Genomic DNA, 14,595 nt, shown 5'->3' with positions numbered 1-14,595 from the left:
CACCAATTCAAGAGGAAGTCCGATGCGCTCCACCCTCATCCGTCTCATGCTGGCGATGCTGCCGGCCTTGTCGGCGCAAGCCGCACAAAGCAATTACACCATGGCCGACTTCGAAAAGGTAGCGAAGATCGACGCCCACCTGCACCTGCATGGCGACAGCCAAACCGCCTATCTGAAGCAAGCCCGCAAGGACAACTTCCGCGCGCTGACCATCAACGTCGACTACGGCGACTTCCCTCCTCCGGCGCGTCAACGGCAAGTCGCCAGCAAACTGGCGCACGCCAACCCGAAGGATGTCGCCTGGGTCGCGACGTTCTCCACCAAGGACTTCGAGCGCCCCGGATGGACCGAAGCCACCCTCAAAGACCTCGACACCGCCCTGGCCGACGGCGCCGTCGGCGTCAAGGTCTGGAAAAACATCGGCATGGACCTGCGCGACGCCTCCGGCAAACTGGTGATGGTGGACGACGCCCGCTTCGACCGCCTGTTCGACGGCCTGGCCCAACGCGGCGCCATGGTGCTCGGCCACCAGGGCGAACCGCACAACTGCTGGCTGCCGCTCGAAAAAATGACGGTCAACAGCGACCGCGAATATTTCAAAGCCCATCCGGCCTACCACATGTACCGGCACCCGGAAATGCCCAGCTACGAGCAGCAGATGGCCGCACGCGACCGCCTGCTCGCCAAGCATCCGACGCTCCGCTTCACCGGCGTTCACCTGGCCTCGCTCGAATGGGACATCGACCTGCTGGCGCGTTTTCTGGACGCGCACCCCGCCGTCAACGTCGATGTCGCCGCCCGCATCGGCCAATTGCAGTACCAATCGCAGCGCGATCGCGAGCGCGTGCGCGCATTCTTCATCAAATACCAGAACCGCCTGATGTACGGCTCCGACCTGGCCCAATCGTCCGCCCAGCCCGACGCCGATTTCGCCAGGGACCTGGACACTGTCTGGCGGCGCGACTGGCGCTACTTCGCCACCGCCGAGAGCCAGACGGTGCCGGAACTGGACACGCCGGTGCCCGGTCTTGAGCTGCCGCGCGCGGTGATCGACAAGCTGTTCCGGGAAAACGCCGAAAAAACCTTCCCGAACGCGTGGGAAAACGCCCCGGCGAAGGCCAAAAAAGACTGAAAAAAGGATAACGCCGAACTTTCGATTCTTTTCGCGCCGGGCGTCCTGTATCATCGGGAACACTCTTTATTCGCGCAAAATTGGAAAGACCGGCAATGAAAACAACCCAGAAGACGGAAGCGAAAGCGATAGCAAAGGAAGCGCCAGCCGACAACAACCTGCTGGTGGAAGAACGGCGCCGCCACATCCGCGAGCTGGTCGCCGAGCGCGGCCGGATCACCGTGGCCGAACTGGTGACGATGTTCGACATCTCGCAAGTGACCGTGCGCAGCGACCTGAATGCGCTGGCCGAGATCGGCGCGGTGGTCCGCACGCGCGGCGGCGCCCTGGCCCAGCGGGCCGATGAAGACCTGCCGATCGGCGTCAAGCAAACCTTGCGCCGGGCCGAGAAGATGCGCATCGCCGAGGCGGCCGTGCAGTTGATCGGCGAGGGACAAACCATCGTGCTCGATTCGGGGACGACGACGGCGGAAATCGCCAAGCAGATACGCGGCCTGAAGCTGCAGTCGATCAACGTCATCACCAACGCGCTCAACATCGCGGTGCTGCTGGCCGGCGCGCCGCACGTGACGTTGATCATGCTGGGCGGCGTGCTGCGGCCCAGTTCGTATTCATTGGGCGGGCCGCAGGCCGAGGCGGCGTTGCAGGGTCTGCACGCCGACATCCTGTTCCTCGGCTTCGACGGCCTCGATCCGGAGATCGGCGTAATGACGCCGCACCTGCTGGAGGCGCGTTTGAACTCGCGCATGCTGGAGATCGCGCGCAGCGTGGTCGCGGTGGGCGACTCGTCCAAGCTTGGACGGCGCAGCCTGTCCGTGATCGCGAAGATCGAACAAGTCGACCGCATCATCACCGACGCCGGCGCGGCGCCGGAGACGGTCGAAGCGCTGCGGGCACGCGGCGCGCAAGTCGTGCTGGTGTAGGCGGTCGCTGCGGCCGCCGTGCGCCGGCCATGCAGTCCACCTACAAGACAGACGAGGAGATGTATGAAGCAAGCGCATCAAAAAGCCAGCGACCGGGACCAGCCACAGCAACACGACAAGCTCATCGACAACGGACACGACCAGCGGCGCCGCACGCTGCTCGGATGGCTGGCCGGAACGGCCGTGGCCGTGCCGGTGGCCTCCGCCGCCTGGGCCGCCGAAGCGGCCACGATGGCGGCCGCCAAGGCCGGCGGCAAGAACGTCGCCCGCATCGGCGACGCCGCCATGGCGCTGGAATTCGACGGCCAGTTGCGCTGCCGCGTGCTCTCGAAACATGCGCCCCGCCCCAACCCCACCGCCGTCACCGCCGTCACCGCCTTCGCGCCGAGCGAACGGCTGCGCCTGAAAACCGGCCGCTGGATCGAACACTTCGCGCTGACCGCGCAGGCGGCCGACCGCGTCGACGGTCCGCACGGCGCCGGCGTGCGCCACCGCTTCACCGGCGTGGCCGCCGAAGGCGTCGAGAAGACCGTCAACGTCACCTTCTACGAGCGCCATCCCGGCTTCGCCATCATCCGCGTCGGCTACCGCAACACCGGGGCCGCCCCGCTCCCCGTCACCGCCTGGAGCAACAGCGGACACACCTTGCAACCCGCCGCCGGCCGCACAGCCGAATTCTGGACCTTTTCCGGTGCCAGCCACCTGGACCGGCGCGACTGGGTCCAGCCACTCAAAGCCGGCTTCGACCAGCGCAACTTCATGGGCATGAACGCGTCCGATTACGGCAGCGGCACGCCGGCGGCCGACGTCTGGCAGCGCGACTGCGGCCTGGCCGTCGGCCACATCGACACCGTCCCGCGCCTGGTGGCACTGCCGGTGCGCGAGGTCAAGGGCGGCGCGGCGCTGGCGGTCGAATGCGAGCTCGATCTCACTTTGCAACCGGGTGAATCGCTCACCACGCTCGACACCTTCCTGGCGCTGCACACGGGCGACTACTTCGGCGCGCTGGACCGCTACCGCCAGGTGATGGCCGAACGCGGTCTGCGCTCGCCCGACTGCCCGGATGAATGCTACGAGCCGATCTGGTGCGCCTGGGGTTACGAGCGCGATTTCACGGTGCCGCTAATGGTCGGCACCTTGAAGAAAGCCAAGGAACTGGGGCTGGAATGGGCGGTCCTCGACGACGGCTGGCAGACCAACGAGGGCGACTGGAAGATCGACACCAAGAAATTCCCGGGCGGCGAGGCCGACATGCGCGGCCTGGTCGGCTCGATCAAGGAAGCCGGCCTGAAGGCGCGCCTGTGGATCACGCCGCTGGCGGTCGACCCCGGCTCGGACCTGCTGCACGATCACACCGACATGCTGTTGCTCGATAAGGACGGCGCGCCGCAGCTGGTCACCTGGTGGAACAGCCTGTACCTGTGCCCGGCCTACCAGCCCACCATCGACATGACGCGCGACCTGGTGCGCAAGATCCTCGGCGAATGGGGCTACCAGGGCCTCAAGCTCGACGGCCAGCATCTGAACGGCGTGGCGCCCTGCTACAACCCGGCCCACAAGCACGCCCGCCCTGAGGAATCGGTCGAGAAGCTGCAGGATTTCTGGAAGATGGTGTACGACACCGCGATGGAAATCAACCCCAAGGCCGTGGTCGAGCTGTGCCCCTGCGGCACCTCGTACTCATTCCACAACATGCCGTACATGAACCAGGCGCCGGCCGCCGACCCGTTGTCGTCGTGGCAGGTCCGCCACAAGGGCAAGACCCTGAAGGCGCTGATGGGGCCGTCCGCGCCATACGCCGGCGACCACGTCGAACTGAGCGACGGCGGCGAGGATTTCGCCTCCACCATCGGCATCGGTGCGGTGCTGTCGACCAAGTTCACCTGGCCGGTCGATCCCAAGCCGAAGGACAGCTTCCTGCTGACGCCGCAGCGCGAGGACAAGTGGCGCAAGTGGATCGGCATCTACCGCGACAAGATGCTGCCCAAGGGCATCTACCGGGGCGAGCTGTACGACATCGGCTTCGACAAGCCGGAAGGCCACGCGGTGGAAAAGGACGGCAGGCTGTATTTCGCATTCTACGCGCCGCGCTGGGACGGGCCGGTCGAGATACGCGGCCTGGGCGCCGGCCGCTGGCGCCTGCGCGACTATATCGACGGCCGCGACCTGGGCGAGGTGCATGGCGGCGGCAACCCGAAAGTGACGCTCCGGTTCGAGCATGCATTGCTGATCGAAGCGGTCCAGGTCTAAGCGCTCGCGACCTAAGCGAGCTCAGCCACGCGCGCCGTTGCTGTGCTGTTGCAAGCACGCACAGGAACATTTTCAAAATACTAAAAAACGGCGTTTCCAGCCATTACAAGGAGTAACATACTTTCTACAAACCAATAAATCATTGCATACCGTGAACTCATCAGATCGCCGTGCACCGCGCTTCCGCTGCGTCACGCTGTTAGTACTCCTGGCGCTGCAGGCAAGCCGCGCCCTGGCCGTTGAAACAACCCAGTCCGCCCCGCCTTCCGAGGCGGAGGAATTGAGCACCCTGTCGCTCGAAAGCCTGATGGAGGTCACCATGGTGACTTCCGCCTCCCGCTTCGCCCAGCGTGTCAGCGAAGCGCCGTCCGCGGTCTCCGTGCTGACCTCGCAGGATGTGCGCGAGCATGGCTGGCGCACCCTGGGCGCGGCCCTGGCCTCCCTGCCCGGCCTGTACGTCTCGAGCGACCGCAACTACGACTACCTAGGCGCGCGCGGCTTCCTGCGCCCGGGCGACTACGACAGCCGTTTCCTGCTGCTGATCGACGGCGTTCGGGTCAACGACAGCGTCTACGACCAGGCCTCCATCGGCCAGGACAGCCTGGTCGACATGGACCTGGTCGAGCGCATCGAATACGTGCCCGGCCCGGGCGCGGCGGTCTACGGCTCGAACGCGCTGTTCGGCGTCATCAACGTCGTCACCAAGACCGGCAGCGCCATGGCCGGTCCGCAGGGGACGATTTCGGTCGGCGGCAAGGGCGAACGGCGCGCGCGCGCCAGCTACGGCTACCACGCCCAGGACGGCACCGACGTACTGTTTTCCGTCAACGCCTCCACCCGGCGCGGCGGCGCCCTGTACGCGCCCGAGTTCGACACGCCTGAACAGAACAACGGCCTTGCCGAGGGCTTGGACTACCAACGGGCGCGCGGCGCCTTCATCAAGGCCGGCCGCGACGGCTGGGGCATCAGCGCCGGCCATGTCACGCGCGTCAAGGGCGTGCCGACGGCGTCCTTCGGCGCCGTGTTCAACACCCCCAACTACACGCGCGACGCCCAAAGCTTCGCCAGCCTGTCCTACAACGCCGCCCCCAGCGAAACGGTGGCGGTGTCGACCCGCATCGACTGGGGCCGCGCCGATTACCTGGGCGTCGGCCTGTATCCGGACGATCAGGGCCGGCCGCGCGTCAATGTCGACGGCGACCACGCCGCCTGGTACGGCCTGAACGTCAACGCCACGCTCACCGGCATCGCCGGACACAAGCTGGTGGCCGGCCTGGACGCGCAACGCAACGCCCGGCGCGACCAGTTCAATTTCGATCCCGATCCGTACCAGGTCAAATTGGACGACCGCCGCGCCGACAGCCGCCTGGGCGCCTATCTCGAAGACGAGATGCGTCTGGCGCCGACGGTGATCGTCAACGCCGGACTGCGCTTCGACCGCGACAGCATCACCGGCACCCGCTTCAATCCGCGCGCGGCGCTGATCTGGCACGCGACGCCGGCCGACACGTTCAAACTGATCTACGGCACCGCCTACCGCTCGCCCAACGCCTACGAGTCCTACTACGCGGTGGGCGTGGGCGAAGGCGGCCAGGCGGCCAACACGCACCTGCGCGCCGAGGAAATCGCCACCCACGAACTGGTGTGGGAGCGCCGGCCCGACGCCTACAGCAAATTGTCGCTGGCGATGTTCCACTACCGCCTCGACGGACTGATCACCGAGACCTTGCGCGAGGACGGCCTGCTGGTGTTCGACAACACCGAGCGCGCATCGGCCAACGGCGCCGAGCTGGCGGCCGAGCGCCTGTACGCCGGCGGCGCGCGGCTGCGCGCCAGCTACGCGTGGCAGCAGGTGCGCAACGGCGACGGCGCGCGGCCGGTCAACTCGCCCCGCCACATGGCCAAGCTCAATGGCACCTGGCCGCTGCCGGGCACCGGCGGCGCGCTGGCACTGGGCGTGGAGGGACAATGCATGGCGGGCCGGCTCACCCAAAACGCCGCCACCGCCGGCTTCTGCACCGTGAATCTGACCGTTACGCCAGCAAGCCGGCGCACCGGCGGCCTGGATTGGTCCGTCAGCTTCTACAATGCCGCCGACCGCCGCTACGCCGACCCGGCCGGTCCCGCGTTTGTGCAGGAATCGATTCCGCGCGAAGGGCGCACCGTGACCGCCAAGATCGGTTATGCGTTCTGAACCGCACAGCGTGACGCTGCTGGTGCTGTCGAGCGGCGCGCTGGCCCTGCTGATGTTGGCGCTGTTGGCGCGCAGCGCCTGGGCCCAGTCCGACGACGCCGCGCTCAAGGCGGCCTACGTCTACAACATCGCCCAATTCACCAGTTGGCCGGCGGCGGCGGGCGCGCGGCCGCTGACCGTTTGCCTGAGCAGCGCGCACGCCTTGTGGGACAGCCTGCGCAAGTTGCAGGGCAAGCCGGTCGGCGAGCGCAAGCTGGCCGTGCTCGAACCGGGTCCGGGCGTCCAGTGCGACGTCGCCGTGTTGCGCGCCGGCGCCGCGCGTCCGGCCGGCGCGGCCAACGGCATCCTCGCCATCGTCGACGAGCCCAAGAACGGCTACGGCGGCGCCGTCGCGCTGGTCGAGGAGGACCAGCACCTGCGCTTCGACATCGACACCGAGGAAGCCGCGCGCGCCGGCCTCCGTTTCAGCTCGCGCCTGTTGAAGCTGGCGAGGAACGTCCGATGAAACCGCCATCGCCTGCGACAGCGGCGCCGATCTCCAGCGCGCTCGGCGCCGGCCAGGTCATCGCCGCCGCCGCCGCCCTGGTGATCGCCGGCGCCGTGCTGATCGCCTATCAGCTGCTCGACATGCGCCACGCGCTGACCGAAGGCGCCCGGGTGCAGGCGGCGATCGTGGCCGACAGCGTGACGGCGCCGCTGATGTTCGGCGACCGCGAGGCCGCCGCCGACGCCCTGCGCGCGTTCCGCTTCGCACCCGGCCTGCGGGCGGTCGGCGTCTACGACGCGCAGGGCAATCTGTTCGCCGAGTTTTCCTATCCCGACAGCCGCTTGCCGGCGCGCCTGCCAGCGGCCGACGCGCCCCCCGCCGGCGTGGTCAACGCCACCGACACGGTGCGCCACCGCGGCGTCACACTCGGCCACACGGTCACGCACACCAGCACCGGCAAGCTGCGCGCGGCCATGCTGCGCTACCTCGCGCTGCTGACGGTGGCCTCGCTGCTGGCCATGCTGGGGGTGGCGGCGCTCAGCCGCAAGACGCGCGCCCGGGTCGCCGCCGCCGAACGCAAGCTCGATTACATGGCCCATACCGACCACGTCACCGGCCTGCCCAACCGCCACGCCACCTACGCCCGCCTCGCGTCGGACATCGACAGCGCGCGGGCGAGCGGGCAGCAGCTGGCATTGCTGCTGGTCGATCTGGACAACTTCAAACTGGTCAACGACAGCGCCGGCCACGCCGCCGGCGACGAGTTGCTCCAGCACGTCGCCGCCGCCCTGTCCGGCGCGGTGCGCGGCTCGGACCTGGTGGGCCGCATCGGCGGCGACGAATTCGCCATCATCGCCGGTCCCGTGCCCGACCGCGCGGCCGCGCTGGCGCTGGCGGCGGGCGTCACGCAGGCGTTGCAGGCGCCGTTCCAGCTCAAACAGGGCGAATTCTTCGCCACCGCCAGCGTCGGCTTTTGCCTGTATCCGGAAGACGCCCCGACCATGGACGAGCTGATGAGCAGCGCCGACACCGCCCTGTATCACGCCAAGCACGGCGGACGCAACCGGCTCGCCGAGTTCGTGCCGGCCATGACCGCCGCCACCCAGCGCCGCGCCGCGCTGGAACGGGAGCTGCGCCACGCCATCGAGCAGGACCGGCTGTCGGTGCACTACCAGCCGCAATTCGCCTGCGCCGGCGGCGCGCTGGTCGGCGTCGAGGCCCTGCTGCGTTGGCATCATCCCGAGTTCGGACAGGTTTCGCCGGCCGAATTCATCCCGATCGCCGAGGACAGCGGTTTGATCGTGCAACTGGGCCGCTGGGTGCTCGACCGCGCCTGTGCGCAGGTGGCCGCCTGGGAGCGCGCCGGCGCGCCGGCGTTGATGATCGCGGTGAACATGTCGGCCCGCCAGCTGCGCGAGCCGTGCTTCATCGACGACGTCAGGCGCGCGCTGGCCACCAGCGGCCTGGCGCCGGAGCGGCTGGAACTGGAACTGACCGAAAGTGTGCTGATGGAGGATGTCGACGGCGCCACCGCCTTCATGCGGGCGGTGCGCGCGCTCGGCGTGCGGCTGGCGATCGACGATTTCGGCACCGGCTACTCGTCGCTGGCCTACCTGCAGTGCTTCCCGCTCAATCAGCTCAAGATCGACCGCAGCTTCGTGCAAGTGCTGCCCAAGCGCGGCGAAACCATCGTCCACGCCATTCTGGCGCTGGCGCGCGGCTTCGGCCTGGCGGTCGTTGCCGAAGGCGTCGAGGAGCAGCCGCAGCTCGACTGGCTGCGCGAGGCCGGCTGCGACATCGTCCAGGGCTTCCTGCTCGGAAAGCCAATGCCGCCGGAAGACTTCGCCGCCCGCCATCTGGCCCACAGCGCGGGCTGACCATCACGCCGCCAGCGCGGCGCAGACCACGGCCCGGCCTTCGCCGACTGGGTAAAGGGGAAGCGCTTATTCCACCAGCTCGATGCTGGTGCGCAGCCGGATGTCATCCGAGGCCGCCCCCACCATCAGCTCGAACCGGCCCGGTTCAGCGACCCACTGCAGCTTGCGGTTGAAGAATGAAAGGCTGTCGCGATTCAGCGTAAAACTGACCTGTTGCTGCTGGCCGGGCGCCAGGGCGACTTTCTGGAATCCCTTGAGCTCTTGCAGCGGACGCACGGTGGAGGCGACCGGGTCGTGCAGGTACAGCTGCACGATTTCGGTGCCGGCCACCTTGCCGGTGTTCGCCAGCGTGAACGACAGCGTAACCTTGCCGTCGGCCTTCAGCGCGTTCTGGCTCACCTTCATATCGCGATAGGCGAACGTGGTGTAGCTCAGGCCATGGCCGAAGGCGTAGCGCGGCGTGTTCGGCATGTCGATGTAGCCGGACTTGTACAGCACGTCGCGCGGATCGGTCACCGGACGGCCGGTCCGGTATTGCTGGTAGGTGATCGGGATCTGCCCCTGATGGCGCGGGAAGGTCATCGGCACCTTGGCGGACGGGTTGACGGCGCCAAACAGTACGTCGGCGATCGCGTTGCCGCCCTCGCTGCCCGGCAGCCACGCGTACAGGATGGCCTTGGCCTGTTCGGCCACGTTCTCGAAGATCAGCGGACGGCCGGCCAGGACCACCACCACCGGCGTCTTGCCGGCCGCCTTGAGCGCGTCGAACAATTGGCCCTGACGTCCGGGCAGGCCGATATCGGCGCGCGACTTGGCTTCGCCGCTCATCTCCCACGACTCGCCGACGGCCAGCACCACGACGTCGGCATCGCGCGCCGCCGCCACGGCGGCCGCGAAACCGCCATCGGTGGCGCAGGCGATATCGCAGCCGGCGGCAAAGCTCACGCGCGTGCCCGCTCCGGCCTGCGCGCGGATGGCGTCGACCAGGTTGACCACGCGCGCCGCGTTCGACTTGACGATCCAGCCGCCCTCCAGGTCGCGGCGGGCGTCGGCCAGCGGACCGATGACGGCGATCGATTTGACGCCACGCCTGATCGGCAAGGTGGCGTCATCGTTTTTCAGCAGCACCATGGACTTGGCGGCGGTGGCGCGCGCGGCGGCACGGTGCGCGGGGTCGTTGATGGCCTGCTTTTCACGCTGCACGTCGGAGTAGCGGTAAGGGTCGTCGAACAGGCCCAGTTCGAATTTCTTGGTCAGCACGCGCCGCACGGCGTCGTCCACCAGCTTGACGTCGACCTTGCCGGCGCCGACCAGTTGCGCCAACGAGCCGGAATAGGCGTTGCTTTCCATGTCCATGTCGCTGCCGGCGTTGATCGCCTTGGCCGCCGCGTCGGACAGGTCGCCGGCATAACCGTGCGGGACCATCTCGCCGATCGAGTTCCAGTCGCTGACGACAAAGCCCTTGAAGCCCCAGGCGCCCTTGAGGATGTCGCGCTGCAGGAAGGCGCTGCCGGTGGCCGGCACGCCGTTGAGCGTATTAAACGAATTCATGAACGTCGCCGCGCCGGCATCGAGCGCCGCCTTGAACGGCGGCAGGTAGGTCTCGTACAACAGCTGGTCGCTCATGTCGACGGCGTTGTAATCGCGCCCGGCGATGGCGGCGCCATAGGCGGCGAAGTGCTTGGCGGTGGCCATCACCGAGCTCGTGCCGCCCAGCTTGGCGCCCTGGAAGCCGCGCACGCGCGCCTCGGCGATGCGGCCGCCGAGGAAGGCGTCTTCGCCGGCGCCCTCCATCACCCTGCCCCAGCGCGGATCGCGGCCGATGTCGACCATCGGCGCGAAGGTCCAGTGAATGCCGGAGGCCGATGCCTCGCGCGCGGCAATGCGCGCGGCCTGCTCGATGGCCTCCAGGTCCCACGACGCCGCTTCGCCCAGCGGCACCGGAAAGACGGTCTCGTAGCCGTGGATGACGTCCAGCCCGAACAGCAGCGGTATCTTCAGCCGCGACTGCATGGCGATGGCCTGCACGGCGCGCGTATCGGCCGCGCCCTTGACGTTGAGCATGGAGCCGACCTTGCCGGCGCGCAGGTCGCTCTCGAGGTTGCGGCGCAGTTCGGATTCCGGGCCGGTGATGAATTCCTTGTCCGATATCTGGTTCAGCTGGCCGACCTTCTCTTCCAGGGTCATCTGGCGCAGCAGCGACTCGACCCGTTCGGGGACGGGAGCGCCCTGGGCCGCCCAGGCTCCGTTGGCGATCAATGCAAGCAGCGCCGTTGCGACCGAGCGTGCGATCAAGTTCCGTGTCATGCGTGTCTCCGTGCTATTTGTCGTTTAGTGAGCGTAGTGAGCGTAGTGTGCGAAAAAGTTACGCAAATATACACGCAAACAGGATGCGGGCTAAGCGGTTTTTGCCGGGATCGGAAACGATTCCATTCAGATCGTCGCGCGCCGCCCGCACCGCCCTCCCTAGAAGCCGTAGATCATCTTATAGGCCAGCTCGGGCACGAAGGTTCCGGCCGGCCCGGCACACCCGTCCGACTCGCCCGGCGACTTGATCCACAGCGCCATCTCCGGCTGGCTGCCGGCGGCGTTGACGCGCGGCGTCACGCCAAGCTTGCGCCCGGCCGGGTCGCACCACTGCGTCCCGTTCGGGCCGTTGCCGTTGCGGCTGGTGTCGACGACGAAGGTTTTGTTCACGCCGCGCTGGCGCAGCGCGTCGGCCACGGCCACGCCGTACGGATTGCTTTCGGCGTCGGTGCGGTAGTTCGACACGTTGAGCGAGAAGCCGCGGGCGTTGGCCACGCCGGCGTTGACCAGCCGCGTGGCCGCTTCGGCCGGCGCCAGCCAGGCGCTGTTGCCGATATCGAGGTACAGATAGGCGCGCGGCGCCAGCGCGGTGAACTGCGACACCGCGTACTTGAACAGGTCCAGGCGCGCCGTCTTGCCGGCCGCGTCCAGGCAGTCGAGTTGCGGCAGCGCGTCCGGCTCCAGCACCACGATGGCCGGACGGTTGCCGACGGCGGCGGCGAACGCGCGTATCCAGTCGCGGTAGCCCTGCACCGAGCCGGCGCCGCCGGCGCTGTACTGGCCGCAGTCGCGCGCCGGGATGTTGTAGGCCACCAGGACCGGCGTGCGGTTGTTGGACGCGGCCGTGCCGACGTAGTTGCCGACGGCGGCGCCGATCTCGCCACTCCAGTTGCCGAACCAACGGGCGCCGGGCTGGTTGGCGATGCGGTTGCGGATATCGGTGGCGCGGCCGTCGGACGGGTTGTTGCGGGCCCAGACCGCTGCGCTCGAATTGGGGTCGGCGTATAACGCCGGATTGACCTGCGCGTTGGCGGCCTGGACGGCGCCACACAATATCAATATCGCGGCCAGGGTTGGCCGTATCGTCATGTTCATGTTTGTCTCCTGTTGGTTTTAGAGGTCGTATTTACGGCATGAAACCGTTTTCAACCTCACCGGACCTTACCTGCGGCGTGGCGTTTTCGCCAATAGTTTGTTTAGTGACGTTTACTAAATTTGATAAACAATCGTAAATTGTGGCAAATTTGCCTCGCCCGCGAGAGGTCGGCGCGTCGGCCCGCAGGATCCCACGCCTCGGCGGCGGCAGCGCACGATGATTTGCCATGCAAAAACGACATGGCTTGAACACGATTTCATCTAGGTGGGCAGGCCGGATACCGGTAAAATATCGGGATGACAACCCCGTCCTCCATCCGCTCCGCCGTCCTGCTGGCCTGCGCCATTGCTGCCGCCGGGCCGGCAGCCGCCGCCGATGGAGCGCCGCCGCAGTCCTACCCTCCCGACTATTTCAAGCAATTCCAGGCCACGACGGCGATGGACATGGCCACCCGCCTGCCCGGCTTCGTCTTCGATGGCGGCAATGCGTCGCGCGGGGTGGCCGGCAACGTCCTGATCAACGGCAAGCGCCCGGCGTCCAAGACCGAACCGCTCGGCGACGTGCTGGGACGAATCCCGGCGGCGGCGGTCGAACGCATCGACGTCATCAACGGCGGCGCGGGCGGCATCGACATGCAGGGCTACCCGACCGTCGCCAACCTGGTGATCAAGCAGATGGACCTGGTGTCGGCCAGCACCACCGCGTCGAGCTACCTGACGGCCGACGGCGACCTGACGCCTTCGCTGGAAGGCAACTACAGCCTGAAACGCGCCGACAAGAGCATCAACCTCACGTTCGGCTGGACGCGCTCGCCGGACACCTCGCAGGGCCAGGCACGCAAGACCACCGTGTACGCCGGCCAGGTGCCGGCCACCGAGGTGACGATGGCCGGCGCTGGCACTTCCGGCAACAAGGTGGCGAAGTGGAACTACGGGCAAGACCTCCTCGACGGCCAGCTGACCTGGAACGGCGCCGTCAATCCCTGGACCTACCAGTCGCAGGCACGCTTCGACACCGAGACCGGCGCCCTGAACAGCAACGACAACGCCGGACGCACGATTGAACAGGGCCTGACCTACACGCGCGACCTGGCGCCCGGGACCAGCCTGGACCTCAAGGCGCTGTTCCGCACCTCCGAGGTGGACGCAGAGTCGACATTCTCCTCCAGCGGCAACACCTCTTATGCGGTCACGACCGCCAACGCCACCGAACAGATCCTCGCCGCGCAAATGAGTTGGCAGGCGCCGAACGGCGTGGTGCTGCGCGGCGGCGTCGAGCGGGCCGTCAACACCAACGACAGCGCCAACACCTACCAGGCCAGCGCCGGCGCGGCCGCCGTGCCGACCGGCAGCGCCTGGGTGCAGGAGGAGCGCATCGAGGGCCAGCTGTCGTCGGTCTGGCAGCTCGACAATTCGATCAACGCCGAAGCCGGCCTGAAAATTTCGCACGCCAGCTTGAGCGTGGGCGCCGACCAGCCCGAAGGCAAGGCCCACTTCTACCCCAAGCCGCGACTGCGGCTGTCGATGTCGCCGACGCCATCGCTGCAATTGCGCCTGCGCCTGGAACGCGAGGTCAGCCAGCTCAATTTCGGCGACGCGGCGGCGTACTTCGGCATCGCCGACGAGTCGCTGCGCTCCGATTACCCGGAGCTGGTGCCGGCGAAGACCTGGCTGTGCGAAGGCGCGCTGGAATACCGTTTCTGGGACCGGGGCGCTGCCGTGCTGAGCTACACGCAATCGCATATCAGCGATGTCATCGACCGCATGCCGATGCGCGCGGCGAACGCCAATTACGACGCCGCCGGCAATATCGGCGACGCCAGCGCCGACAGCGTCACCGGCGTGCTGAACCTGCCCACCGACGACTGGGCCCTGCCGCAGGGCCTGCTCAAGCTGTCGACCACGTGGCGCTCGTCGTCGGTCACCGACCCCACCACGCAGGAGACGCGCCGCCTGTCCGGCGAGCAGCCGCTGGCGTGGCGGATCGAATTCTCGCAAGACTTGCCACGGCAGCGCACCGCCTGGGGCTTCTCGGTCGACAACGGCTGGAGCAACGACAGCTGGCAGATCGCCGACCGCGCCTCCAGCAGCGGCAGCGGCTGGGCGCGCGCCTTCGTCAACTACCGGCCGGCGCCGAACATGATGGTGACCCTGGAATTGAACAACCTCACCAGCCGCACCATCGCCTACGACCGCACGCACTACACCGGCGACCGGCTGGCGGGCGGCGTCGACTTCGTCGAACACAACCTCACCCGTACCCAACCCTTCGCCATGCTGCGCGTGCGCCGCGACTGGTAATCGTCCAACACGGACTGATACCGATTTTG

General features: G+C 67.6%; 9 protein-coding genes. 7 read left to right on the top strand and 2 right to left on the bottom strand.

Annotated elements, in window-relative coordinates; translation table 11 throughout:
• Positions 1-22 precede the first annotated feature (22 nt).
• The 6 genes from NHH73_14970 (at position 23) to NHH73_14945 (ending at position 8,863) form a co-directional block, all read left to right on the top strand.
• On the top strand, positions 23-1,132 hold the full coding sequence (locus NHH73_14970) for an amidohydrolase (GenBank protein ID USX29513.1): 1,110 nt from the start codon (positions 23-25) through the stop codon (positions 1,130-1,132).
• Positions 1,133-1,227: 95 nt separating this feature from the next.
• Complete coding sequence (locus tag NHH73_14965; protein USX29512.1) at positions 1,228-2,055, top strand: DeoR/GlpR family DNA-binding transcription regulator; 828 nt, start codon at positions 1,228-1,230, stop codon at positions 2,053-2,055.
• A 63-nt stretch (positions 2,056-2,118) separates the two neighbouring features.
• Positions 2,119-4,305, top strand: coding sequence for an alpha-galactosidase (locus NHH73_14960; GenBank protein USX29511.1), 2,187 nt, complete (start codon positions 2,119-2,121; stop codon positions 4,303-4,305).
• A gap of 151 nt (positions 4,306-4,456) precedes the next feature.
• A complete protein-coding gene (locus tag NHH73_14955) occupies positions 4,457-6,499 on the top strand; it encodes a TonB-dependent receptor (GenBank protein USX29510.1) in 2,043 nt (680 codons plus the stop codon).
• A complete protein-coding gene (locus tag NHH73_14950; GenBank protein USX29509.1) occupies positions 6,489-7,004 on the top strand; it encodes a YfiR family protein in 516 nt (171 codons plus the stop codon). The genes NHH73_14955 and NHH73_14950 overlap by 11 nt, the downstream gene beginning before the upstream one ends.
• Positions 7,001-8,863, top strand: a complete 1,863-nt coding sequence (locus tag NHH73_14945) for an EAL domain-containing protein (protein USX29508.1) — start codon at positions 7,001-7,003, stop codon at positions 8,861-8,863. Before NHH73_14950 ends, NHH73_14945 begins: the two co-directional genes overlap by 4 nt.
• A gap of 66 nt (positions 8,864-8,929) precedes the next feature.
• Here NHH73_14945 and bglX read toward each other — a convergent pair whose 3' ends face one another.
• Positions 8,930-11,170 carry a beta-glucosidase BglX gene (bglX, locus tag NHH73_14940; protein USX29507.1) on the bottom strand — a complete coding sequence of 747 codons (2,241 nt, stop codon included), beginning with the start codon at positions 11,168-11,170 and terminating at the stop codon, positions 8,930-8,932.
• 159 nt (positions 11,171-11,329) lie between these two features.
• On the bottom strand, positions 11,330-12,265 hold the full coding sequence (locus NHH73_14935; GenBank protein ID USX29506.1) for a glycoside hydrolase family 6 protein: 936 nt from the start codon (positions 12,263-12,265) through the stop codon (positions 11,330-11,332).
• Positions 12,266-12,562: 297 nt separating this feature from the next.
• Between NHH73_14935 and NHH73_14930 the strand changes: the two genes are divergently transcribed.
• Positions 12,563-14,566 (top strand): hypothetical protein, encoded by a 2,004-nt coding sequence (locus NHH73_14930; GenBank protein USX29505.1) that lies wholly within the window; start codon positions 12,563-12,565, stop codon positions 14,564-14,566.
• Positions 14,567-14,595: the final 29 nt, after the last annotated feature.

It is taken from the genome of Oxalobacteraceae bacterium OTU3CINTB1 (assembly GCA_024123955.1).
Classification (GTDB): Bacteria; Pseudomonadota; Gammaproteobacteria; order Burkholderiales; family Burkholderiaceae_D; genus Rugamonas.
This window is presented reverse-complemented; position numbering and strand designations above follow the sequence as displayed.

What these genes read in the sequence shown, in the direction of transcription:
- bglX (USX29507.1), bottom strand. Translation starts at nt 11,170, where the DNA reads ATGACACGGAACTTGATCGCACGCTCGGTCGCAACGGCGCTGCTTGCA.
- NHH73_14930 (USX29505.1), top strand. Translation starts at nt 12,563, where the DNA reads ATGACAACCCCGTCCTCCATCCGCTCCGCCGTCCTGCTGGCCTGCGCC.
- NHH73_14960 (USX29511.1), top strand. Translation starts at nt 2,119, where the DNA reads ATGAAGCAAGCGCATCAAAAAGCCAGCGACCGGGACCAGCCACAGCAA.
- NHH73_14965 (USX29512.1), top strand. Translation starts at nt 1,228, where the DNA reads ATGAAAACAACCCAGAAGACGGAAGCGAAAGCGATAGCAAAGGAAGCG.
- NHH73_14970 (USX29513.1), top strand. Translation starts at nt 23, where the DNA reads ATGCGCTCCACCCTCATCCGTCTCATGCTGGCGATGCTGCCGGCCTTG.
- NHH73_14935 (USX29506.1), bottom strand. Translation starts at nt 12,265, where the DNA reads ATGAACATGACGATACGGCCAACCCTGGCCGCGATATTGATATTGTGT.
- NHH73_14950 (USX29509.1), top strand. Translation starts at nt 6,489, where the DNA reads ATGCGTTCTGAACCGCACAGCGTGACGCTGCTGGTGCTGTCGAGCGGC.
- NHH73_14945 (USX29508.1), top strand. Translation starts at nt 7,001, where the DNA reads ATGAAACCGCCATCGCCTGCGACAGCGGCGCCGATCTCCAGCGCGCTC.